General features: G+C 41.8%; 20 protein-coding genes. 11 read left to right on the top strand and 9 right to left on the bottom strand.

Annotated elements, in window-relative coordinates:
• Window positions 1-87 precede the first annotated feature (87 nt).
• The 3 genes from yidC to N7U62_RS02715 form a co-directional block, all read right to left on the bottom strand.
• Window positions 88-1,905, bottom strand: coding sequence for a membrane protein insertase YidC (gene yidC, locus N7U62_RS02725; protein ID WP_264136341.1), 1,818 nt, complete (start codon window positions 1,903-1,905; stop codon window positions 88-90).
• Window positions 1,906-1,911: 6 nt separating this feature from the next.
• A complete protein-coding gene (gene pyrG / locus N7U62_RS02720; protein WP_264136340.1) occupies window positions 1,912-3,543 on the bottom strand; it encodes a CTP synthase in 1,632 nt (543 codons plus the stop codon).
• A 157-nt stretch (window positions 3,544-3,700) separates the two neighbouring features.
• On the bottom strand, window positions 3,701-4,087 hold the full coding sequence (locus N7U62_RS02715; protein WP_318840622.1) for a VOC family protein: 387 nt from the start codon (window positions 4,085-4,087) through the stop codon (window positions 3,701-3,703).
• Between the two features lie 87 nt (window positions 4,088-4,174).
• On the opposite strand from N7U62_RS02715, the gene xseA reads away from it, so the two are divergent.
• Both xseA and xseB read left to right on the top strand, forming a co-directional pair.
• Window positions 4,175-5,413, top strand: coding sequence for an exodeoxyribonuclease VII large subunit (gene xseA / locus N7U62_RS02710; protein WP_264136339.1), 1,239 nt, complete (start codon window positions 4,175-4,177; stop codon window positions 5,411-5,413).
• A 3-nt stretch (window positions 5,414-5,416) separates the two neighbouring features.
• Window positions 5,417-5,611 carry an exodeoxyribonuclease VII small subunit gene (gene xseB / locus N7U62_RS02705; RefSeq protein WP_264136338.1) on the top strand — a complete coding sequence of 65 codons (195 nt, stop codon included), beginning with the start codon at window positions 5,417-5,419 and terminating at the stop codon, window positions 5,609-5,611.
• Between the two features lie 27 nt (window positions 5,612-5,638).
• Here the strand turns inward: xseB and N7U62_RS02700 are convergent, their stop codons facing one another.
• The 3 genes from N7U62_RS02700 to N7U62_RS02690 all read right to left on the bottom strand — a co-directional run bounded on the left by N7U62_RS02700 (window position 5,639) and on the right by N7U62_RS02690 (window position 8,330).
• Complete coding sequence (locus N7U62_RS02700; protein ID WP_264136337.1) at window positions 5,639-5,821, bottom strand: hypothetical protein; 183 nt, start codon at window positions 5,819-5,821, stop codon at window positions 5,639-5,641.
• A gap of 252 nt (window positions 5,822-6,073) precedes the next feature.
• Window positions 6,074-6,721 carry a response regulator transcription factor gene (locus N7U62_RS02695; RefSeq protein WP_264136336.1) on the bottom strand — a complete coding sequence of 216 codons (648 nt, stop codon included), beginning with the start codon at window positions 6,719-6,721 and terminating at the stop codon, window positions 6,074-6,076.
• The gene (locus N7U62_RS02690) at window positions 6,702-8,330 is read right to left on the bottom strand and encodes an ATP-binding protein (RefSeq protein WP_264136335.1); all 1,629 of its coding nucleotides are present in this window, start codon (window positions 8,328-8,330) and stop codon (window positions 6,702-6,704) included. Before N7U62_RS02690 ends, N7U62_RS02695 begins: the two co-directional genes overlap by 20 nt.
• 844 nt (window positions 8,331-9,174) lie before the next feature.
• Here N7U62_RS02690 and N7U62_RS02685 point away from each other — a divergent pair.
• The 6 genes from N7U62_RS02685 to cysM all read left to right on the top strand — a co-directional run bounded on the left by N7U62_RS02685 (window position 9,175) and on the right by cysM (window position 14,974).
• Window positions 9,175-10,020, top strand: a complete 846-nt coding sequence (locus N7U62_RS02685; protein ID WP_264136334.1) for a hypothetical protein — start codon at window positions 9,175-9,177, stop codon at window positions 10,018-10,020.
• 7 nt (window positions 10,021-10,027) lie between these two features.
• Entirely contained in the window at window positions 10,028-11,116 is a 1,089-nt protein-coding gene (locus N7U62_RS02680) for a S41 family peptidase (RefSeq protein ID WP_264136333.1), read from the top strand.
• 360 nt (window positions 11,117-11,476) lie between these two features.
• A complete protein-coding gene (locus N7U62_RS02675) occupies window positions 11,477-11,902 on the top strand; it encodes a DUF1573 domain-containing protein (RefSeq protein ID WP_264136332.1) in 426 nt (141 codons plus the stop codon).
• A 71-nt stretch (window positions 11,903-11,973) separates the two neighbouring features.
• Complete coding sequence (locus N7U62_RS02670; RefSeq protein WP_264136331.1) at window positions 11,974-13,104, top strand: ARMT1-like domain-containing protein; 1,131 nt, start codon at window positions 11,974-11,976, stop codon at window positions 13,102-13,104.
• 134 nt (window positions 13,105-13,238) lie between these two features.
• Window positions 13,239-14,045, top strand: a complete 807-nt coding sequence (locus N7U62_RS02665) for a serine O-acetyltransferase (RefSeq protein WP_264136330.1) — start codon at window positions 13,239-13,241, stop codon at window positions 14,043-14,045.
• Between the two features lie 35 nt (window positions 14,046-14,080).
• Entirely contained in the window at window positions 14,081-14,974 is an 894-nt protein-coding gene (gene cysM, locus N7U62_RS02660) for a cysteine synthase CysM (RefSeq protein ID WP_264136329.1), read from the top strand.
• Window positions 14,975-14,977: 3 nt separating this feature from the next.
• Here cysM and N7U62_RS02655 read toward each other — a convergent pair whose 3' ends face one another.
• Window positions 14,978-15,313 (bottom strand): winged helix-turn-helix transcriptional regulator, encoded by a 336-nt coding sequence (locus N7U62_RS02655; protein ID WP_264136328.1) that lies wholly within the window; start codon window positions 15,311-15,313, stop codon window positions 14,978-14,980.
• 90 nt (window positions 15,314-15,403) lie between these two features.
• On the opposite strand from N7U62_RS02655, the gene N7U62_RS02650 reads away from it, so the two are divergent.
• The 3 genes from N7U62_RS02650 (at window position 15,404) to N7U62_RS02640 (ending at window position 20,815) form a co-directional block, all read left to right on the top strand.
• On the top strand, window positions 15,404-15,835 hold the full coding sequence (locus N7U62_RS02650; RefSeq protein ID WP_264136327.1) for a GlcG/HbpS family heme-binding protein: 432 nt from the start codon (window positions 15,404-15,406) through the stop codon (window positions 15,833-15,835).
• A 12-nt stretch (window positions 15,836-15,847) separates the two neighbouring features.
• Complete coding sequence (gene ygiD / locus N7U62_RS02645) at window positions 15,848-16,729, top strand: 4,5-DOPA-extradiol-dioxygenase (RefSeq protein WP_264136326.1); 882 nt, start codon at window positions 15,848-15,850, stop codon at window positions 16,727-16,729.
• Between the two features lie 234 nt (window positions 16,730-16,963).
• Window positions 16,964-20,815: a two-component regulator propeller domain-containing protein gene (locus N7U62_RS02640; protein ID WP_264136325.1), complete on the top strand. Its 3,852-nt coding sequence runs from the start codon at window positions 16,964-16,966 to the stop codon at window positions 20,813-20,815.
• Window positions 20,816-21,262: 447 nt separating this feature from the next.
• On the opposite strand, the gene N7U62_RS02635 is transcribed toward N7U62_RS02640, so the two are convergent.
• On the bottom strand, window positions 21,263-21,817 hold the full coding sequence (locus N7U62_RS02635) for a hypothetical protein (protein ID WP_264136324.1): 555 nt from the start codon (window positions 21,815-21,817) through the stop codon (window positions 21,263-21,265).
• A 252-nt stretch (window positions 21,818-22,069) separates the two neighbouring features.
• On the bottom strand, window positions 22,070-22,516 hold the full coding sequence (locus N7U62_RS02630; protein ID WP_264136323.1) for a doxx family protein: 447 nt from the start codon (window positions 22,514-22,516) through the stop codon (window positions 22,070-22,072).
• Between the last annotated feature and the right edge of the window lie 24 nt (window positions 22,517-22,540).

Below are 22,540 nucleotides of genomic sequence, written 5' to 3'. Positions count from 1 at the left end.
CTAATTTAATATCTCAATCCCTAAAAGGCATAAAAAAGCCCTGCATTTTCACACAGGGCTTTCGGGTTATCGTTAAGTCAGACGGGTTTATTTCTTCTTCTTATTCTTTTGTGCTTCCTGACTCGCTTTCATCGCTTCGTCTAGTTTTTTGCGGAAGCCCGACTTCTTCTTATTTGCGTTTTTCTTTCTATTCTCTTCCATTACTGCTTTGATCTTGTCTTCGTCGACCATCTTTCTGAAAAGAGCAGTCTGACCGAAGGATACAAGGTTCGATACGAAGTAATAGAACGTCAAACCTGCAGAGTAGCTGTTCAGGAAGAACAAGAACATAATCGGCATCATGTACTGCATGGTCTTCATAGGCCCTTGTAGCTGAGAGTTCATCTGGCTATTGGTCCAGGTCACTGCCAGTGTAGAAGCCGTCATCAGCAGCGTAAACAAACTCACGTGATCTCCATAGAATGGAATCGTGAATGGCAGGTCCAAAATGCTATCATAAGTAGACAAATCATGCGCCCATAAGAAAGACTCCTGTCTCAACTCGATAGAGTTCGGGAAGAAGTTGAACATCGCGAGTAAGAACGGGAACTGCAGCAGCATTGGAATACATCCACTCAATGGATTCACCCCAGCTTTTTGGTACAGCGCCATGGTCTCCTGCTGAGACTTCTGCATGTCGTCACCATATTGCTCTTTGATCGCATCCATCTCTGGCTTCAAGACTTTCATCTTCGCCATAGACATGTGCGACTTGTAAGTCAATGGTGCCAGAATGATTCTGATGATGAATACCAACAGAATGATGATGATACCATAGTTAGAGATGTATTGCTCCAGGAAGTTGAATACCGGGATGATCAACCACTTGTTCACAAATCGGAACAAGCTCCAACCCAAATCCACATTCTCCTGATAGCCATCCGCTACCTGCTTGGTAATCTTATAATCGTTGGGTCCAAAGTAGTATTTGAACTTACCTTTTCCAGTTTTCAGATCTCCTACTGGCAATACCAAATCCGCCTTCAACTTCTTCACTACCATGGTATCTTCCTCGACGAAAGAAGCACTGTAGACAGCAGATGAAATTTGATTTTCAGCAATCAAACCTGCATTGAAAAACTTTTGCTTGAAAGAGAACCACTTGATGGGTTGAGAGATAGTCTCGGACTCATCGTCACCAGCTCCTATATCGGTCATGCTCTCTCCGATCAATTTGTAGTTGACCGTGGTTTTCTGACGCGATTCTTTCAGGGTCAGCTCGATGCGCTTCATGTTATCCTTCCAGATCATTTGCACATCGCTGTTGTCAACGATACCATCCAGACCTACGAAATTGATTTCATACTTTACCTCAAAACCTTTCTTTGGCAGGATATACTTCTGTTCCAAATAGCGATTTTCATCGAAAGCCATCACAAAGCTAAGCTCCGTCGAATCGCCTTTGACTTCTTTAACAGCGGTATAGTATAGCTCAGACACATTGACTGGCTTGTAGTTGCTCAATAGAATCAAGTCAGTCGTAGAACTATACTTGTCCATCAGGATCAGAGGCTGCTTGTCATAGGTCTTATACCCTTTCAGCTCTACCTGATTCACCACGGCACCTTTGGAAGACAGCTCTATGACGATATCTTCATTTTCCAGGGTCACTGTCTCTTCCTCTCCCTGAGCAAATCCAGCGAACAATCCATAACGCTCTTTTTGCATGGCAGTAACCAGCGAATCCTGAGTTTCTACTTCCAGCGTATCTTGAGTCACCGCTGCAGTCTTTGCAGGGCTGGTTTCAGCCTGTTCTGTAGCGGCTTTCTCCTCTACCGGAGGCGGTGTGTCGGGAGCAAAAAATTGAAAGTAAACGGTCATGAGGACGAGCATCACGACCATTCCTATTATCTGTTTTCTATCCATTTAATATTAACTTCTATTATCTGATGTTATGTCTCTTTTATATTGCAGGGCAGCCTTCACGAATTTGACAAAAAGCGGGTGCGGATTCAGGACCGTGCTCTTCAATTCTGGATGAAACTGCGAACCTACGAACCAACGGTGATCTTTGAGTTCGATGATTTCTACCAAACCAGTCTTTGGGTTAAGACCGGATGCAAGCATCCCATGCTTTTCGAAATCCTCGATGTATTTGTTATTGAATTCGTATCTGTGTCTGTGTCTTTCGGAGATCTTAGTAGATCCGTAAGTTTGAAATGCCTTTGTACCCTTCTTGATCTGGCAGTCATAGGCACCCAGTCTCATGGTACCTCCCATCTCTGTTAGATTTTTTTGATCTTCCATCAGGTCAATCACCGGGTGCTTGGTATCAGGCTTCATTTCTTTGGAGTGTGCATCGAGCTTCAATACGTTTCTGGCAAACTCTACTGAGGCACATTGCATCCCCAAACAAATACCAAAGAATGGAATATCATTCTCACGCACATATTGGATGGCCTTGATCTTGCCCTCAATACCACGCTCACCAAACCCAGGTGCTACCAACACACCATGTACATTGGCAAGTAGCTTTTCTGTATTTTCTTCTTCGATTTCTTCTGACGAAATCCAGGTTACTTTCACCTTACACTCATTGGCTGCTCCCGCATGCACGAAAGCTTCACTGATGGATTTGTAAGCATCCTGAAGCTCCACATACTTTCCTACTAAGGCCAAACGAACTTCATCAGTTGGGTTCTTCAATCGACCCAAAAATTCTTTCCAATGCTCCAGACCCGGCTCCTTCTTGTATGAAAATTTCATTCTGGAAAGCACGCGCTCATCTAGTTTCTCTTTTCTCATCAAAAGAGGCACATCGTAGATCGATTCTGCATCTCTGGCTTCAATCACACAGTTCTGAGGTACGTTACAGAAGAGGGCAATTTTCTTTCTCAAGTCATGAGGCAGGTGATGCTCACTTCTACACACCAAAATATCTGGCTGAATCCCTGCTTCCAATAGCTGCTTCACCGAGTGCTGAGTAGGCTTGGTTTTCAATTCCCCAGCTGCATTCAGATAAGGAATCAAAGTCAGGTGAATATTGAGGGAATTAGTAGGTCCCAATTCGAATCGCGCCTGACGAACGGCTTCAATGAACGGAAGAGATTCGATATCACCCACACATCCACCGAGCTCGGTGATGACAAAATCAAACTTATCGGTCTCACCTAATTTGTAGATGCTGTTCTTGATCTCGTCAGTGATATGAGGTACTACCTGTACGGTCTTGCCCAGGAACTCGCCCTCACGCTCTTTCTTGATCACATTGTAATAAATACGACCCGTCGTTACGTTATTGGCCTGCGAAGTAGGAACATTGAGAAAACGCTCGTAGTGCCCCAAATCCAGATCCGTCTCTGCCCCATCGTCAGTCACATAGCATTCGCCATGCTCGTAGGGATTCAAAGTGCCCGGATCAACATTGATATAGGGGTCGAACTTTTGGATGGTCACAGAAAAGCCTCTGGCTTGCAATAATTTAGCCAGTGATGCTGATATGATGCCCTTTCCAAGTGATGAAGTTACTCCGCCCGTAACGAAAATGTACTTTGTAGATGTCATTAAGATGTGATTTCAGAAACTATTGTTACGGGGCACAAAGTTAGGTCAATCCTATCAATAACAAAGGTTGGCTCCTGTTATTATTTGCTCGGACCAAAAGAAGTGCCCACAGCACTACTTAAGTCCTTCGTTTTCTTGCTTATAAGTCCGAAAAAAATCAGACAGTAATTTCGATAGAATTGCCTTCTGGATCTAGAATCACACTCTCATAATAGCCATCACCTGTGGTTCTTGGTTCGCCGGTAATTTCAATTCCTTTTCCTCTCAATTTTTCTGTCAATTCATCCACATGCTCCCTACTCCCGGTCGAAAAAGCCAAATGCGCCCAACCAAGCTTGTTATCACCGCTACTCTCTTGGTCAATCCCGTCCTTTTGCATCAGTTCTATTCGACATCCCGAATCAAAACTGAGAAAGTAGGAACGAAAGCCTTTGGCTGGATTGTGATACATCGAATTGCTCTGAGCCTGAAAGAACTCCACATAAAAATCTTTCATTCTTTCCAAATCCTTCACCCAAAGGGCTGCATGTTCTATTTTCATCATTTGTCTAATCTGTGAGTTAAAAAGAACGGGAGGGGTTAGATTCAGGTTATAAATTAATCCTAGATTTGAAGCCCAATTGATTCATCCATGGAGCACTACAGCCTTTCATCCTTCAACCAAATGGTCAAGCAAACACTCAAGCAGTCGCTTGCCCCATCCTATTGGATCATAGCTGAAATCGGCGAGATGAACATCGCTCAAAAAGGGCACTGCTACATGGAATTGGTTGAGAAGGAAAACAACTTTGTTAAAGCCAAAATGCGAGCGACGATCTGGTCCTATACCTTTGGAGCGCTCTTCAATCAATTCGAAAGGATGACTGGCACGACACTGAAGGCCGGCATGCAAATCCTGCTGAATGCCAGCTTTGAGTTTCATGAAATCTACGGCATCAGCCTCAACATCAAAGACATTGATCCTCAGTTCACCCTGGGGGAGCGAGAGCGCAAAAAAAGAGAGACCTTGCTAAAGCTGGAGGAAGAAGGGATCATCGATCTGAATCGATCGCTCATCCTGCCACAAGTTCCTCAGCGTATTGCCATCATCAGTTCGGAGACGGCTGCCGGATACGGAGATTTCATGAATCAGTTCGACAGCAACCCCTATGGCTACCGAGCCAAGATGAGATTATTCAACTCGGTGATGCAGGGCGATCAGGCTATAACCTCCATCATCGACAGCTTGCATCGTATTTATGAAATAGAGGATGAAATAGACCTAATTATTCTGATCCGAGGTGGTGGAGCTCAGATGGATCTGGACTGTTTCGACGATTTCGAGCTCTGTTCTCACCTGGCACAATTTCCTCTGCCTGTCATCACGGGCATTGGCCATGAGCGAGACAAAACCATCGCCGATCGAGTCGCCAATGTCAGTCTAAAAACCCCTACCGCCGTAGCGGAATTTCTAGTCAGTGGCATGATGGATTTTGAAAACGAAATACTGGAAAGCTTCGAGGGTATACGCCAGTCAGCCAAAGGAATATTACAACAAGAGTCCGAACGATTAAGTCAAAGCCAATACCTGATTCGTCTCAAAGCCAATCAACTGATTCAACAAGCCTCTTATAGATTAGAAACGCTGACCGATTATCTGGAAAGAAGACCCGTTCAAATCATAAATGAACAGAGAAAAGAACTAGCATCTATAGAAAGACTGATGAAAGCACAAGATCCAAAAGAGGTACTGAAGAAAGGATATTCAATCACCCGACTGAATGGAAAAGTATTAAAAGCTGGTCAGAAACTGAAAGTCGGTGATGACATAGAAACTCAACACCAAAACGAAGTGATCACCAGTACCGTCAAACAAATTTCAAAAAATTAATCCATGGCAAAGAAAAAGTCACAATCCTACAAGGAAGCATACGAAGAGTTGCAGAAGATCTCAGTACAACTGGAATCAGGAGAGGCTGATATAGACGAACTAGCCACACTGGTCAATCGCGCCAAAGAATTGGTCAAATACTGTCAGGACAAACTGCGCATGACAGAAGAAAGTCTCAAAGAAGAAAAGGAGCAATAAAAAAGCCGGATAAAACCGGCTTTCATATCATGCTGAAATTCTCTCTGATACTCGTTCTAAAATTCGCTTGGCAGCCCAGTTTTTGAGCGCCTCTCTGTCTTCTGGTTCCAAGACTTTCATTGCCTTGCGGTATTCCTTTTGAAATAACTCTTCATTAAAACTCACTCGATCTAATATCAACTTATAGTAGTCTAAGAATGTTGTTTTCATAAGTACTCTATTCTTTTAAGTTTTCCTCATGCAAGGGAATCAATCCATTGCTTAAACCATTATTATCCTGATTAAGTAATTATGAAAAAAGTGCTAAGGGGGAGTAAAGTAACAGCCCATCATATCTCTTCATTTTTAGTTAAACATCATCTAATAATAGTCTCTAGAATCAAATTTTCTAGTGAAGGATAATTACGATAGTATTTAATGACAGGTTTCAATTCCCATAGATAGTGACGGACTTTTTAGCTTTTATAAATCATCAAAGAGGTTACGTTCGACAGCATAAATAACCAAACCGGCCACATTTTTACACCCTGTTTTTTCCAGCAGATTCCTCTTGTGGGCATCCACGGTACGCATTCCAATAAATAATTCCTCCGAAATCTCCGCATTGCTGTACTCTTTGCAGATCAAATGCAAAACCTCCATTTCACGAGTAGTCAGAGGAATTTCATGACTCAAGCGTTGCTTGATCTCCGGCTTCTTATTATCATCCAGGATAATGCTTTGCATGACATCTTTGGAATAGTAGGTCTGTCCGTCCATCACTGCAGATATCGCGGCATCCAACTCCGATTCTGTGCAGTTTTTGAGCAAATAGCCATTGGCACCCGCCTTCATCATTTGCTTAATATGGTAACTCTCACTTAACATACTGAAAGCGACGATGCGCACTTGGTCATCGGATTCTCTGATTTTTTGGGTCATTCCGATACCATCCAGATCCGGCATCATGATGTCTGAGATGATCAGGTCAGGTTTAGTTTCCTTGTATAATTCTATGGCCTCTCTTCCAGTCTTACCTTCAGCCACTACATCATAGGCTTCATTCTCGTCCAGAAAGGTACGGATACCCGCACGAATCATATGGTGGTCATCAACGAGCAATATTTTCACTTTCGACGGCTTCATTCTCTTTATCGGTTTGGTATGGAATTTCTATAAACAATTGGGTGCCTTTGCCCGGAGCACTCTCCACAAAGAGCTGTGCACCAATCGAGGTAGCTCGACTTATCATACTATTTAGCCCAAAGCCACTTTCGGCATCCAACACCTCCTTGTAATCAAAACCCTTGCCATCATCTTCGATCGAAAGGAGCAATTGATCAGGATGTCTCATGAGCTGTATCATGACCTGTTTTGCTTCAGCGTGCTTGAGTATATTGTTAATGGCTTCTTGTGTAATTCTGTAAAGTGACAAGGCCATTGTCTTAGGTAGCTCCCCTTCCTGCATATTATGCTGAAGCTGAAAATGTGGATCTGACTCTGAAGGTAGGCTGTCGAGCAAGGCTTCTACAGCCGCTACATACCCATAGTCTTCTATCGTTTTGGGCATCAACTTGTGACTCAAATCCCTCGTATGCTGGATCGCCTCTTTGAGAGATCCGGATGCGTTGTTCAAAAACTTCATGGCCCCTTCGTCTGACCTTTTCTTGGCATGTTCCAGGTTCAAATGGGCTGTGGTAAGCAACTGCTGAAGATTGTCATGAAGCTCTCTGGAAAAATAACTCCTGGCCCGGTCCTCAGTTTCCATAGTGGCTGCCACTACTTTTTCATGGTTCTCTACCCGATCACTTATATCTATGATACAGCCCTCCAGCATTTCTTCTCCATGCTCATTCTCCTGTTTCACTCCTTGCTCCCAAAACCATTTGACTCTATCTTCTGCATCTGTGATTCTATAATTCACCTTATAAAAACTGCTTTTTTTGAGTTGTCGCTGTACTTCCATCCAGACAAACTCTCGATCATTTGGATGTATGAGTGAATCAAATGTCACCTCAGATTTAGGAGGCAAAAACTGATCTGATCGATGACCAGTCAACTCAAAAACATAGTCACTGATAAAATCCATCGTCCAATGCTTATCAAACCTGCAACGAAAAACTATACCCGGTACATTATACACCAGTGACTCAAAACGTCTGTTGTTCTCCACTATGACTCTGGATTGAGCCACAATCTCTTCACTCAGCGATTCTCCATAATTGAGTTTCTCCAGGCTGACCCCAATACTTTTCGCCAGAGTCTCCATCACTGCCACAGTTGCTCTTCCCCACTCACGCTCCTCTTCGATCGTATTCAGACTCAGTACTCCCCAGAAATTCTGCTTCATAAATATCGGAACAATAATTCCTGCTTTTCCTCCGGTCTTGTTCAAGGAGCTGACCATCTCTGGTTTGGCCGTACTCTTTTTGAAGGTATAACTCTTTCCCTGCTTCAACATATTCGACACCTCGGGAAAGGCTGACAGGCTCCTCTCCCTGTTCAATTGCAAGCGAGTCTGATCAAAAACCTGCATATAGTAGTGTTTCATATCCAGGACAAATTCTTTGTCCTTGTTCAATCCTACTTCTAATATGAAGGCATCTCCATTGAAAGCTTTCCCAATGTATTTCAGGGATTGGTCCAGAGCTTCAGAAAAATTTTTATTGATGATCAATTCATTGATTGCCTTAGAAACCGCTACCAATGCATCGTCTTGAGATTCTCTATCTTCAGGCATAAGGGAGATTTTTAAATAAGATAAAGACAAAAATGGAAAAACCGAATAAAGTCAAATGATATCTAAAAGATCAAAAAAAAGGAGTCATTTTATGACTCCTTTTTGTATCGACTAGCACTTGAGAATCACCAGTCGATGTATAAATAAGTAGAACCTCATTGCATAAAAAAAGGTCAGGGAATACGATGGAAACCATCCTTGCCCTGACCAAAAACCAACCTAACCTAATTTTAAATTTCCTCACTGCTGACACCTGCGTTAGGTCAATGTTGCTTTATGTAGAGTCATTTAGTTTAATTAGACTGGGGAGCCATCCCACTTACCAACTTCTCTTGCTCCCCAACCTACAAAAACCAACCTATCTTTGTCTCCTAAGAATCCTTCCAGATCCTCGGTTGTTTATTTGCTGATTGTGATCTTGTGATTTCAGAAAAAGGGCCTTCATACACCAACCAACTTCACGGCCCTTGTCATTTTCCAAAAATCAAACCACTTGCCAAATGACGATCTTGATCGTTCATTTAACTAATTGATTACAAGGCAAAATTGGAGGTAAAAACCATGCGAAAAAACAGTGAAAAACCTAGTTTAAAAAATTAGGTGAAATGCCTAGCAAAACAGGTGAAATTGAATGCAGGTAGCTTTTCTTCATCAATGTCTATTGTGATTTGACAATATTCTAGGTTGTTTATGCGAGGACAATAAAGGAATCCATTAAGGATCATAATTAAGGTAACTTAAAAAGACTATGCTTAGCGTTTATCCAACTATGATTATTATCAATCCAAACCTTGTACTATTTTAGTGATCCTAATGAAATCGTTCTAAACGGAACTTCAATAAAATGATAAAAACTATCCCAGGCCTGATCCTATTACTTCTTGTCAACACAACAATATGGGCGCAATCGACTATAGATTCTGTCCAGAGCAAATACATCCAAATTGGAATAGGTGGTGGAAAAGGCAGTCTTCGGGATTTCGGTACATCTCCATTAACCTACTCTGGTGCACAATCGAATCTTACCCTAAACTACCTATCCATTGGTAGTCGTAAAAAATTACAGTTTGGAATCGAATACACAGCTGGAAGCTACAGTGCTGGGGCAAAAAATGAAATCTCATCTGCCCAAAGGCATACGATCGACCTCCACTACAGCGAACTGCACCGACTAAAGGCTTTGTCCTCAGAAAACTGGAATACCAAAGTGGGAGGAAAGGCCATGATCACTGGCAACCTCCGTTTAAATCCTTCCCTTCAAAATGCACAATTGGGACTAGAAGCTTTCATGAACCTAATGGCAGCTTTTCAGGTCAACTACAAATTTGATCAGCTAGAGGACAAGCAACGGCACATTTGGTTTATCAGATATACTACAAAGGCAAGAAAAAGAAGATTAAGCTATGACTTGAATGTGGGGCTGATCAACCACAACCTAAGAAATGGATACACCTACATCGACCAAAGCGGGGTCCTGAATGAACCTAAAATTTTTGGAGATTATCAATTCAATCAATTGAATGGCATGAGAGTAAACGCATCACTGGCCTACACACGCTATATGGCGAGCAACAAAAACGCCATTCAGATAGCCTATTTCTGGGACATGATATATACCAGAGAAGATTACCACTCTTTTGAGATGGCCACCCACACGCTCAAATGTGTTTTAATGTTCAATCTCAAATAAATCAGCCATGAAAAAATTAACCTTAGCACTCACGATTCTTAGCATATTATGCTCATGCGAAAAACTCTTTTTCGAAGAAAATTATGACTCTTCGGATCCTTATGAATCCTTCGACTACTTATGGCAACAAGTTGATGAACGATACTCGTTTTTTGAAGTCAAAGACATCAATTGGGAAGAAGTGGGTGAAAGACATAGAGCCATGATTTACCCTGAGATCGATGACGATTCGCTTTTTAGAGTGATGGGCAGTATGTTGACAGAACTAAAAGACGATCATAGTAACCTTAGTTCTTCTTTCAATGTTTCTTTTTTTGGGCTTAGGTACCAAAAGAATGACAACTACGAATCCACAATTGTCGTCAAAAATTATATTGGAACGGACTTTTATATCTCTGGACCATTCCGACACGATTTCATTGATCACAACTTAGTACCATCAGTGGGTCGGGAACAAATCGCATACATTCGATTCGGCTCGTTTACAGGAACTACCAGCGACGTGAATATGAATTTTATTTTGGATCGTTACAGAGATACAGATGGACTTATTTTTGACCTTCGTGAGAATGGTGGAGGAGCGGTATCAGATGTATTTCGCATTTTGAGCAAATTCATTGAGGAAGAAACTACCGTCTATTATTCCAGAATCAGAAATGGATCGGATCACGACGATTTTTCTGAACTGGAGCCTGCAGTCGCATCCCCCTCTTCATTTAATTATGTCGACAAACCTGTTATTTTCCTTTGCGATCGCGGTACTTACAGTGCGGGGTCTTTCACCTCCCTATCTACAAAGGCCATTGACAACATTACTCTGATGGGTGATACCACAGGAGGTGGGCTTGGCTTACCGAATGGTGGCCAATTGCCCAATGGATGGAATTATCGCTTTTCTGTCACTCAAGCCCTGACCAAAGAGCAAGCTGAGAAAATCAAGTCAAATGATCAGGCTCTAATAGATGAAGTCAATGCTGAGAATTATGAAAATGGAGTTCCTCCTGACATCTATGTCACGCTAGATTGGACCAATCTGAATACGGATGAAATCCTGGAAAGAGCCATACAGGAAATTTTAAATGATCCAAGAAACTAAAATGTAAAGAGGCTGTCTCAAAAGCATAGCATTGTCATGTTGAAGGCTAAGCCTTAGTTTTATAAGGCCACAAATGCTGAATGACCTAATAGTAAATGGCCCTAAAACATTGACTTTTACAAATACGTCATTGGTAGCATTGTCGAAACATCGAATCTATCTTTCAAAGGTACATTTCCTGGCCGTCCGGCAGGCGGGCGACTATGCTCAATGTGACAAATTCGACTAATTGAACCTTTTGAGACAGCCTCTTTTTTTGCTCTAAAACATATCTTTGCGTTGCAACGCTACGTTGTTTACTTTTGAAAAAGAATAACCAGCATTAGCATTAATGCGTAAATCGAATCAAATCATTCATTTATGAAAAAGATATTTTTAGCATTGACCTTGGCATTGGGCCTTACATACGCTCAAGCGCAAGATGGACAGGAAATCATCCCTCCAGGACCACACATCAACTTTGTTAACTCCTCATACGACTTTGGTGACATCACTCAGGGAGACAAAGTAGCCTACACCTTCGAATTCACCAATGACGGGGACGCTCCACTGGTAATCTCCAATGTGAGAACGACTTGTGGATGTACCGCATCCAATTGGCCAAGAGAAGCCATCGCGCCAGGAGAATCAAGTAAAATTGATGTCACCTTCAACAGCCGAGGAAAAATTGGTCATCAAAACAAAGTCATTACCATCATGAGTAATGCCAGCAACAATCCAGAAAGAGTTAAAATCGTAACGAATGTTCTTCTTCCTGAAACTACCCCTGAAGGCGAAGGATCTTAATTGAATACACATTCAAAATATTCGAGGCGATTAGATATCTAATCGCCTTTTTTCATGCAAAAACTTCAACTATGTTCGATTCATATCCAAAAATCCCAATCAACGAAGAAGCCTTTTCTGGAATGACCTTCCGAGTTCGATACCCTAAGATCCTCACCGATGTGATCCAAAGTGAATTGTTTGATCAAAGAATCACACAAGAACTTGAGAATCTAAAGCAATCGCTGAATACTCAATTGGTCGATCGTCTTTCGAATACTACTGCAGCCTATTGGCATGACTTTTACGTTGAATATGAGGGCAAGAAATTAATAGACCTCCCCTTTTTCGATGCAGAAGTGTATTTGTTTGCACTGATCAATTCCATTGTGCAATATGATACGCTTCAGATTGATCCCTATTCCAAAATCAAAAGCGCAGATCTTTCTCAATCTCAATTGGCCTTTGATCGAATACTCGCTTCCTCTAAAGATTGGGACACAAAAGATTTCATACTCAACAACCTGCACGGCAACAAATCAGACTTAAGTCAACTCGTGCATGGAGATGAAGTGGCCATCGAAGTGATATTAGATGACAGCCAGACACTAATTGGTCAATTGCCCAGGTACACTTCCACAGAAATCATACTGGACAATACCGGAATGGAGCTATTCAGCGATCTGTTGCTAGTGGATCATTTGATCGACAAGTATGATCACCAGATCACGCTGCACATCAAAGCAGCTCCCCTATTCGTCTCTGATGTCATAGATGAGGACATCACCAAACTGCTTGACTTTCTCTCGCATCATCAGGAGGAGTTCGTGCAAAGAATAAAGACCTACATCAAGCAAGGAAAAATAACGATAGTCGCTCACAACTTTTGGAATAGTCCAGGACACTTTGATACCATCCCAAAAGACCTCATTTCGAAGGAATCTCTCCTTCTATCCAAGGGAGACGCCAACTATAGGCGTTTCTTCGGAGATAGGATACTTGACTCAGCAACAAATGCATTTGAGCTCACTTCCTATCTTAAAAATGAGGCCTTTGCCATACGAACGCTCAAGTCTGATATTCAAACCAGCTTGAGTACTGAACTTGTTCAATCCCTGAATTCAAGAAATAAAGAATGGAGAAACATAGGCAAATTTGCAGTGATTCAAAAAGTGAGTGCTCGAATTTTGAAAATCCCTAATTCGTCTCAAAAAGAATCATAATGCAGTTTTTAAATCATTCTGAAACACTAGATTTACCCCTGCGTTGCTATAGCGGTATCTGTTTTTATTCACAAATCCCCGAAAAAATAACAACGCGACAAACCAGGGCTTAGCCTTTGACTCCAACTTAGAAAATGAAAAAATCGTTTTTTGACAAAATACATGCAGCACACAATGTACCTAAGGCACTTCCAGGTGAGGAAGAAATCGATCGGTTCATCGTACGCTTGCTTCAGTTCCTTTTTCCCGAGCTCAATAATGTGAGATTCAGAGAAGGAGATGACATTGAGATCGAATACGAAGAGATCAGGCAGCTCTTCAAACACCTGCTTTTGAAAACCAAAGCTTGCGAAAAGTCATTTGCTATCAGTAGCTGTGATCTGTTTTTCGCTCAATTAGAAAACATTTACGATCTGTGTATCGAAGATGCTGAAGCCATACTAAGTGGAGACCCTGCGGCGGTAGACAGAAAGGAAGTCATCAGAACCTATCCAGGCTTTTTCGCAATCGCGATTTATAGAATCGCGCATGTGATGCTGGGACTGGATATCCCCTACTTACCGAGGATTTTTACCGAGTATGCACACGTTCGTACCTCCATCGATATTCATCCGAAAGCCAAGATCGGTAGACGCTTTTGCGTAGATCATGGCACTGGTATCGTAGTGGGCGAAACCTGTATCATTGGTAGTGATGTCAAAGTCTACCAGGGCGTAACACTAGGTGCTTTGAGCGTCAAAAAAAACATGGCCCTCACTAAACGCCATCCAACCATAGAAGACAATGTGGTCATCTATGCAGGGGCAACAATTTTGGGAGGCAAAACCGTGATTGGTGCCAACAGTATCATAGGAGGCAATGTTTGGCTGACCGAAAGCGTAGCGCCGAACTCGCGTGTATATTACGCCCACGAATCCCAGCTCATCAAAACTACGGTTTAGTGAGTCATTAATAACTTTTGAGAATCAATTGTACAATGTCTGCACAAAATATAAGTGAACTCATAGGCAATACACCTTTGGTTAGGGTGTTGCTACCAGAAATACCCGAACATGTCGAAGTGTATGGCAAGCTCGAGGGCAACAATCCAGGCGGTAGCGTCAAGGATCGTCCAGCTTTCTTCATGATCAATGAAGCCCTGAAACGAGGAGATATCACACGAGAGACCAAATTGGTAGAAGCGACCAGTGGAAACACGGGTATTGCTCTGGCCATGGTGGCCGCTTCGTTCGACATGGACATCACACTCGTGATGCCAGAAAACTCCACGCAGGAAAGGATCGATACGATGACAGCCTACGGAGCTAAAGTTGTACTGACCGACGAGGAAGGAACAATCGAGCTATCTCGTGTGGTGGCTGACGAAATGGTCGAAAAAGAAGGCTATGTCATGTTGAATCAATTTGCCAACCACGACAACTACCAGGCACACTACAATACCACCGGGCCAGAGATCTGGCGCGATACAGAAGGAAAGGTGACGCATTTCGTCTCTAGCATGGGTACCACTGGGACTATCATGGGCAACTCCATGTACCTCAAGGAACAAAATCCAGATATCAAGATCATCGGCGTGCAGCCTCAAGAGGGAGACAACATCCCGGGTATTAGAAAATGGTCGCCAGAATTTTTACCTGCCATCTATGATGATGCGCGTGTAGATGAAATATTGTATGTGAGTAGAGATCAAAGCATCGAGATGACCAAGAGACTGGCGAAGGAAGCCGGAATATTGGCAGGTATGAGCAGCGGTGGTGCAATGAAAGCGGTGATCGATCTGGCTAAAACACTCAAAGAACCTGCTACAATCGTTTCTATCGTATGTGATCGTGGCGATAGATATTTGAGCTCAGGTTTATTCTCTGACTAATATTCAAGAGTGGAGTATCTTCTTTTTGTGGAAGATGCCCCATTCCTTCAAATTTTCGAATACAGGTTTTAAGCTTTCCCCATGATCTGTTAGGCTATACAGCACTTTGTATTTGGTATTCGGGTCTTCTGCCCTATTCACGATCTTGTTCATCTCCAATTCCTTCAACTCCTTGGAGAGCATACGCGGAGAGATTCCCTCTACCGCTTCTTCAATATCCTTGTAACGCATTTCGCCAAAACTCAAGGCAAAAACGATAGGCAACTTCCATTTCCCACCTATCACGTACATCGTGTCTGAGATCGCCTTCAGACTATCCTTACAAATTTCTATTCCCATTTACTTACCAAAAGTATAGTATCTTTTTTTTGATTTTGACATCCCAGGGATATTACCTTCGTAATACATGTTGCAACAAATTTAATAACCATGCTGACACTAAAAGAAGCCAAGCAAATCGCTGAAAAAATAATGGATTTTGCAGAGGAAGAAAAACTGAACCCACTGGCAGTGGCTGTACTAGACAAAGGCGGTCATAGTCTTTGTACACTGAGACATGAGGATGCAGGCATCCTTCGCAACGACATTGCCTTTGGCAAGGCTTGGGGTGCATTGGGAATGGGCTTTGGCACCCGCACTTTTGCCTCCATGACCGAGTCGTCTCAAAAGTTTCAATCCTTTGTCGGGTCACTATCCGATATGTCTAACGGCAAAGTAGTACCTACACAAGGCGGCGTTCTAATCCGGAATTCTGATGGAGACCTGATCGGCGCGGTAGGTGTCAGTGGGGACAGTTCGGAAAACGACGAATCCGCTATTCTCAACACGCTTCACGACCTTAACTATATCGCACAACCTTAAATTATTTCAATCATGAACAGACAAGATTTCATCAAAGCAGCCTCATTAGGCACAGCAGGGCTTTTTGGATATAAAATGAAAGCATTCGAAGAATGGAACAAATCCGGACAACTGGAAAACTCTCCTACCATGCCAGTTTTCTTTGTTGGGCATGGCAACCCGATGAATGCCATCATGGAAAATGACATCACCAAAGGCTGGAGAGAGGCTGCCAAGGGAATAGAACCGAAGGCCATTTTGGTGGTCTCTGCGCACTGGCAAACACGTGGCACCATGGTCACGATGACTCCCGAGCCTGAAACCATCCATGATTTCGGTGGTTTCCCAAAAGCGCTATTTGATGTGCAATATCCTGCCCCGGGGTCTCCAGAGATGGCCAGGCAAGTGATCGATCATATGAAAAATCATACGGTTGAAGAAGACCATGAATGGGGGCTGGATCATGGTACCTGGTCTGTATTGATCAAAATGTTTCCTGATGCTGACGTACCCGTATTTCAGTTGAGCCTGGATTATAGAATGAGTCCGAAGGAGCACTATGAACTGGCTCAAGAGCTTCAATTTCTGAGAAACAAAGGGGTACTAATAGTAGGGAGTGGCAACATTGTACACAATCTGCGCAAGGCCAGATGGCAAGACGATCAGGCATACGACTGGGCCAAAGAGTTTGATGTGAAAACCAAAGAACTAATCGAATCACAAAACCATGATCAACTTGTGCATTACGAAAAGCTCGGTAGCGATGCTCTACTTTCTATCCCAACCAGTGAGCACTATCTTCCTATGCTCTACACTTTAGCCTTAAGAACTCCTAAAGACAAATTGGAATTTTTCAATGAAAGCATACTCATGGGATCGATGTCCATGCGATCTTTTGTGATTTCAAACAATTAATATTTAAGTAATTCTCTTATAAGATTTAAGAGATTTCACTTTTGTAGAGTCAATTGAGCTTCATACTTTAGCTAAAACCATGTAACTACAGGTAAAAGACTGCAATTACATGGTTTCACCGCTATTGCGGAGGCCAATCGATAGGAGTACTTAAATCAAAAATCAGCCTTTGAATAAAGTTGAATATCCCATGCTGATTGGTTAACTTATAAGTGAGAAAGATTACCCAAGAGCATGATGAGAAAGCAGCAAATTTTAGAGACAATTATTATTGTCTTACTAAATATCACCCTCACCTCTCCGCTATTAGCGCAAAGTGACAATAATTATAGGTTTAAAAATATCACTGGGTTATCTGATAACAATGTCACTTGCATATTTGAAGATCATCTGGGATATATATGGATAGGAACCAGAAATGGTATCAACCGATTCAACGGCAGTCACTTCGATGTATTCGAACCTATCAAGAACGATAGTACGAGCATCAGGCATCCATATATTAACTACATGACCGAAAGCAGCAATGGAGATGTATGGATTGCTCACGGAGGTGGTTTAAGCAGGTTCAACCGTTCAACTCATGACTTTTATAACTTAAAACACATTGAAGAGAATCCAAGCTCAATCGCCGAAGGAATGGCCAACCATGTGTTTTGTGATAAAGATGACAATATATGGGTGGCCAATATGGGAGTTGATCTATTGGACTCAGAAAACAATAAGGTTCAAAAAAGATATCTAAATGGCGAAAACATAGAGTTTATCTTTCAGGATTCAAAAGGTAGAATATGGATTACAGGTGACAAGATATTCTTAATGGACCTTGACAAAAGAATTCAACAAATCTTGCCTGAAGAAAACGACCTGAATATCAAAAGTGTAACGGAAGATTCACAGGGCAACATTTGGTTGGGGAGCTGGGAAAAAGGTTTATACAAGCTTACCGACCTTGGCAACAATCAATTTAGTTCAAAACTGTATACTCCAGAAGCAGGCCAAAATTCTCTTCATCTAGTCAGAATACTTGAAATAATCAATGATGGAGAGGGCAATATCTGGATTGGCATTGAAAACGGTGGATTGGACGTATTCAACATCATTTCTGAACAATTCACACACTTTAAGCCAGACCCCAAAAACCCTAAAAGCATCCATTCCAACTCCATATGGGCACTTTACAAGGACAGTAACCAACGCATTTGGATTGGTAGTTTCGATAAAGGAATCGACCTAATGGACCCTTATCAAAAACCCTTCATTAAAGTCAATGATAATGAAGGGAACATGGATCACAGTGCCGTTAACACCTTTGCGGAGGATTCTAAAAACAACCTTTGGGTAGGAGCAGATGGCTATGGATTAGACTATTACAATGTAAATACAGGCACATTTCAACATTATGAACACGAACCTAACAATCCGAATAGCCTGCCCAACAATTCTGTGCTGGACCTAGTAGTCATGCCTGATAACAATCTACTGATTGGTACCTGGGCTGGCGGAGTGACTCATTACGACACGAAAAGAGATGTTTTCACAAATTATATAAATGACCCCAATGACCCTACTTCCATAGCAGCCAATAGTGTCTTTACAATCGAAAAGGATGTATTGAGTAATTCAGGTTACTGGGTAGGCACCTGGGGAGAAGGTCTAGATTATTTTGATTCTGACACCAGAGAGTTTAAACACATAGGTGAGTACCTAAGTGAAGATTCAGAAAGTATAGGCGGAGACGTACGTATCATGGAACCCGACGAAAAAGGTAATATATGGCTAGGAACTGCCAACGGGGTGTATTACCTAACTGTTGACAGGGCAAATAATGAATATACTGCTAAACGATACATCAATGTGCCCGAGGATGCCAACAGCCTCAGTGAAAACGCCATATCATGTATTTATCAGTCAACTAAAGGGCAAGTTTGGATTGGAACTGAAAATAGAGGTCTTAATCTATATGTACCTGCAGATGATAAGTTCGCTGTTTTTGACAAGGAGTCTGGACTACCTAGCAATGCCATCAAATCTATCGAAGCAGATAAAGAAGGAAATCTATGGATCAGTAGTGCCAAAGGATTATCCAAAGTATCTATAACTGGAAAAGGCCTCAACACCCAATTGGTAGTGCAAAACTATGACAAAGGAGACGGCCTTCAGAGCAACTTCTTTAACATGAATGCATCGATACGCACTTCGTGGAACGAAATGTACTTTGGAGGTAGCGATGGATTCAACCGCTTCTATGCCTCTGAGATCCAAAATAACCCTATCCCACCTAGCGTGGTTTTTACAGACTTTAGCATTTTTAATAAATCCATAAAGCCCTCTAATGACGATAATGCCATTCTAAAAAAGCATATCTCAGAAGCCAAGGAAATACAAATGACTTACAAGGACGAGATCTTCACCATTGATTTCGTCGTGCTCAACTATACTCGACCAGAAAAAAACAGCTATGCCTACATGATGGAAGAAATGGATGAGGATTGGAATTATGTAGGGAATCAAACCTCTGCCACTTATACCACACTGGCACCTGGAGACTATACTTTTAAGGTAAAGGCTGCCAACAACGATGGCGTCTGGAATGAAACCCCTACCACCATTCTCATTTACATTGCTCCACCTTTTTGGGCCACCTGGTGGTTTAGATCTCTTATGATTGTGGCTGTCGTAGCAGGCATCTATTTCTATTCACGCTACAAGAGATTAGAAAATCAAAGACAAAAAGCAGAGCTGCAAGCCAAGCTCGATGAAGCTGTAGCTGAAGTAAAGAGCCGAAATGATGGGCTAAGGGCTCAGAACGACAACCTTAGTAGCTCTATCAATGATACGAATTTCGTGATTCAAGAGGCAGTCGAGTCAGGCAATTTCAGCGCTCGGATCAATACCCAAAATAAGGAAGGCCAATGGAAAGCCCTCAGTGAATCCATCAACAAACTTTTTGATGCTGTGGTCGCTCCTATTCATTCTATCAATGAAATAGTGAAAGACATGGCAGAAGGGGATTTGGCCAAAAGATTAGATGAAGATGCGAAAGGAGAAATTCTTCTGCTCACTCAAAACTTCAATAGGGCCCTCTCCAACATCAACGAACTGCTCCATCAAATCACCGAAAGTGCGAACACTATTGATGCTTCTTCTTCGGAGATGTTGAGTACGAGTGAGGAAATGACACGAAATACTGAAGAGATCGCGTCTGCTATCTCTCAAATGAGCAATGGTGCCCAAACCCAGGTATCGAAGGTGGATGAGTCCTCAACTATTGTCGAAAAAATCCGTCAGGCGGCAGAGGACATGGCAGCCAAGTCTCAAAGAATTAATCAAGTGGCACTAGAAGGAAGCAAACGTAGTGAAAAAGGTCTCACCATGGTGAATAATGTTTCTTCTAGCATGAGCGAAATATCTGAATATACCAGCAAGACAAATCACTCCATGAATATCCTAAAAGAAAGATCTCTGGAGATTCACAGGGTATTGGGTGTGATTTCAAATATTGCAGGACAAACTAACCTCCTTGCTCTTAATGCTGCCATAGAAGCAGCTCAGGCCGGTGATGCAGGTAGAGGATTTGCGGTGGTAGCTGATGAAATTAGAAAATTGGCAGAAAGCTCCAAAGCCTCCACCAAAGAAATCGAAAAGCTAATCAACGATGTACAAACGGACACCTCTATGGCTGCTTCCCTTATGGAAACAATGAGCCAGAGTGTATCCAGAGGGGTTTCAGCCTCGGGTGAAGTTTCGAAGGTATTCGAAGAAATCAGTGAGGCATCTAATGAAACATTGAGCTATTCTGAGGAGATCATGAATGCCACTCAGGAGCAAACACAAAACATCAATCAGGTGGTAACAACCATCGAAAATGTGGTAGTCATTGCAGAACAAACTGCAGCTGGAACAGAAGAAGTAGCCGCTTCTGCAAACGAACTAGTATCAGGAATGACCAATTACAATCAGAAGTCACACAGGCTAAGTGAAATTGCGAAAAGCTTGAGAGATTCTGTAGGGAAATTTGTGCTGACACAGCATACGTCTACCAGCCAGGAGGCACAAAAAGAAACAATGCTTATCGATTCATAATTGATAAGCGTACTAATCATCAATATTATTTAAAAAATTCATTAGTTCATCTCAAGGTTGCCACCTCTAGTTTCTCTCAGAATATTAGTATTCACGTAAATTGGAACCAACTTGAACAAAATGATTGACATCACGCAATTGTTAAAAAAATCCCTACTCATTCGATCTAATTCCTCCATCTACTTCTAAAAGAGGAAACTGAAATCAGTACAGGGCTGTTTTCTCGAAAAGTCACCTGATTCTATGAATCAGAAGATCCATGAATACACAGGTCATGATGTAAAGAGGTCATTTTCAAGATATGGTGATAAAAAAGCCTTAGGGATTCAGAAGGAAAATCCGTTCAGACTCAACTCACAACTACCAGCCAGAAGGCACAAAAAAACAGCGCTTATTGATTATTAATCAATAAGCGCTGTTTACAAAATAGTACTATATCAAGATTTATTAGTTCATCATAAAGGTTGGCACTTCCAATTTCAATTCAGCTATGATAGCATTGACGTAGGTTGGAGCCAGCTTGAACAATATGTCTGACACCACGTAATTGTCAGAAAAATAGACTGAGAAATCATACTCATTCGGTCTAATTCCTCCATCTACTTCTAAAAGTGGAAACTGAAACCATTGCATTGCAGTTGTTCTCAAAAAGTCATCTGAATTATCAGAATCGAACAAACCATCAATAAAGAAATCGTGACGTTGAGAGGTCATCTTCATGATCTCGTGGTAAGAAAAACCTAAAAGTTTCGCATTTTCATGAACCCGAAGCATGTAATACTTGATTACATCTAGCGCGATTCTTTCTGAAAACCCTTCATTTAATTTGGATCCCATGAGTAAGCCCAGATACATCTGCAATTCACTCTTTACAAAAGGCTCCATTTCGTGATCCACTGGTCTTTCGGTCAAAACATGACTGATAAACTCATCAGAGAGCGTAGAAACAATCTGTCTCCACCCCTTTGGTTCACCGCCTGAATTCAATAATCCCTTCATCATAAGTCTATTATAATTTTTCTCGTTTATTCAATTTTCGATCCATCCTGCTGCTAGAATCGAAAAATGGGTAAAATGCCTAAACAGGTGGTTTTTGTATATTTCAAAGATAGGCCAATTGTTATATCAAAAATATCAGCAAATACATTGAATTATTTTTTTAAGCACTTCTCCTATTAAATGTAATGACATACAATTAAAAATGCAAAAAATCAGATTTACACCTTGTTATAATGCAATTTTTAAGATGTAAGCTTACCTTTTTGGATATAAAACTAGCGCAGCTCCAATAATCACAAAATTCTTCATGATGTACTGCCCTACTATGGTAAATCCAAAGGGAGGGGCACTGAAGACTTCATTAGGGAAAATAAGGATAGGCATGAAGGTGCCAAACATATGCATCAACAAGGCTGCAATGATCAATTTGGACTTGATACGGGTGATTAAAAGCACGCCTAAAAGCACCTCGAAAATGGCCAATCCCCGAAGCAATAGATCCTTAGACACCAACCCCATTGCCAGCGTATCTAAGGTGTTGGCAGCCAGAATTTCGGCTGGACTCAAACCAGGAAAAAATTTCAACATGCCAAACCAAATGTAAATCAGGCCAATTGCCCATTGCATAAATAGCAAGCCAAATCGCTCTGAAATTGAATGCAAACCAAAATCCATCCTTTGTGACAATTCTCTAACGCTCATCTTACTCTGTTTTTGAAATGGTAC

The organism is Reichenbachiella ulvae, from assembly GCF_025833875.1.
GTDB classification, from domain to species: Bacteria; Bacteroidota; Bacteroidia; order Cytophagales; family Cyclobacteriaceae; genus Reichenbachiella; species Reichenbachiella ulvae.
The sequence above is the reverse complement of the archived record's forward strand: the minus strand, read 5'-3'. Positions and strand labels throughout refer to the sequence as shown.

What these genes read in the sequence shown, in the direction of transcription:
- yidC (WP_264136341.1), bottom strand. Translation starts at nt 1,905, where the DNA reads ATGGATAGAAAACAGATAATAGGAATGGTCGTGATGCTCGTCCTCATG.
- pyrG (WP_264136340.1), bottom strand. Translation starts at nt 3,543, where the DNA reads ATGACATCTACAAAGTACATTTTCGTTACGGGCGGAGTAACTTCATCA.
- N7U62_RS02715 (WP_318840622.1), bottom strand. Translation starts at nt 4,087, where the DNA reads ATGATGAAAATAGAACATGCAGCCCTTTGGGTGAAGGATTTGGAAAGA.
- xseA (WP_264136339.1), top strand. Translation starts at nt 4,175, where the DNA reads ATGGAGCACTACAGCCTTTCATCCTTCAACCAAATGGTCAAGCAAACA.
- xseB (WP_264136338.1), top strand. Translation starts at nt 5,417, where the DNA reads ATGGCAAAGAAAAAGTCACAATCCTACAAGGAAGCATACGAAGAGTTG.
- N7U62_RS02700 (WP_264136337.1), bottom strand. Translation starts at nt 5,821, where the DNA reads ATGAAAACAACATTCTTAGACTACTATAAGTTGATATTAGATCGAGTG.
- N7U62_RS02690 (WP_264136335.1), bottom strand. Translation starts at nt 8,330, where the DNA reads ATGCCTGAAGATAGAGAATCTCAAGACGATGCATTGGTAGCGGTTTCT.
- N7U62_RS02685 (WP_264136334.1), top strand. Translation starts at nt 9,175, where the DNA reads ATGATAAAAACTATCCCAGGCCTGATCCTATTACTTCTTGTCAACACA.
- N7U62_RS02680 (WP_264136333.1), top strand. Translation starts at nt 10,028, where the DNA reads ATGAAAAAATTAACCTTAGCACTCACGATTCTTAGCATATTATGCTCA.
- N7U62_RS02675 (WP_264136332.1), top strand. Translation starts at nt 11,477, where the DNA reads ATGAAAAAGATATTTTTAGCATTGACCTTGGCATTGGGCCTTACATAC.
- N7U62_RS02670 (WP_264136331.1), top strand. Translation starts at nt 11,974, where the DNA reads ATGTTCGATTCATATCCAAAAATCCCAATCAACGAAGAAGCCTTTTCT.
- N7U62_RS02665 (WP_264136330.1), top strand. Translation starts at nt 13,239, where the DNA reads ATGAAAAAATCGTTTTTTGACAAAATACATGCAGCACACAATGTACCT.
- cysM (WP_264136329.1), top strand. Translation starts at nt 14,081, where the DNA reads ATGTCTGCACAAAATATAAGTGAACTCATAGGCAATACACCTTTGGTT.
- N7U62_RS02655 (WP_264136328.1), bottom strand. Translation starts at nt 15,313, where the DNA reads ATGGGAATAGAAATTTGTAAGGATAGTCTGAAGGCGATCTCAGACACG.
- N7U62_RS02650 (WP_264136327.1), top strand. Translation starts at nt 15,404, where the DNA reads ATGCTGACACTAAAAGAAGCCAAGCAAATCGCTGAAAAAATAATGGAT.
- ygiD (WP_264136326.1), top strand. Translation starts at nt 15,848, where the DNA reads ATGAACAGACAAGATTTCATCAAAGCAGCCTCATTAGGCACAGCAGGG.
- N7U62_RS02640 (WP_264136325.1), top strand. Translation starts at nt 16,964, where the DNA reads ATGATGAGAAAGCAGCAAATTTTAGAGACAATTATTATTGTCTTACTA.
- N7U62_RS02635 (WP_264136324.1), bottom strand. Translation starts at nt 21,817, where the DNA reads ATGATGAAGGGATTATTGAATTCAGGCGGTGAACCAAAGGGGTGGAGA.
- N7U62_RS02630 (WP_264136323.1), bottom strand. Translation starts at nt 22,516, where the DNA reads ATGAGCGTTAGAGAATTGTCACAAAGGATGGATTTTGGTTTGCATTCA.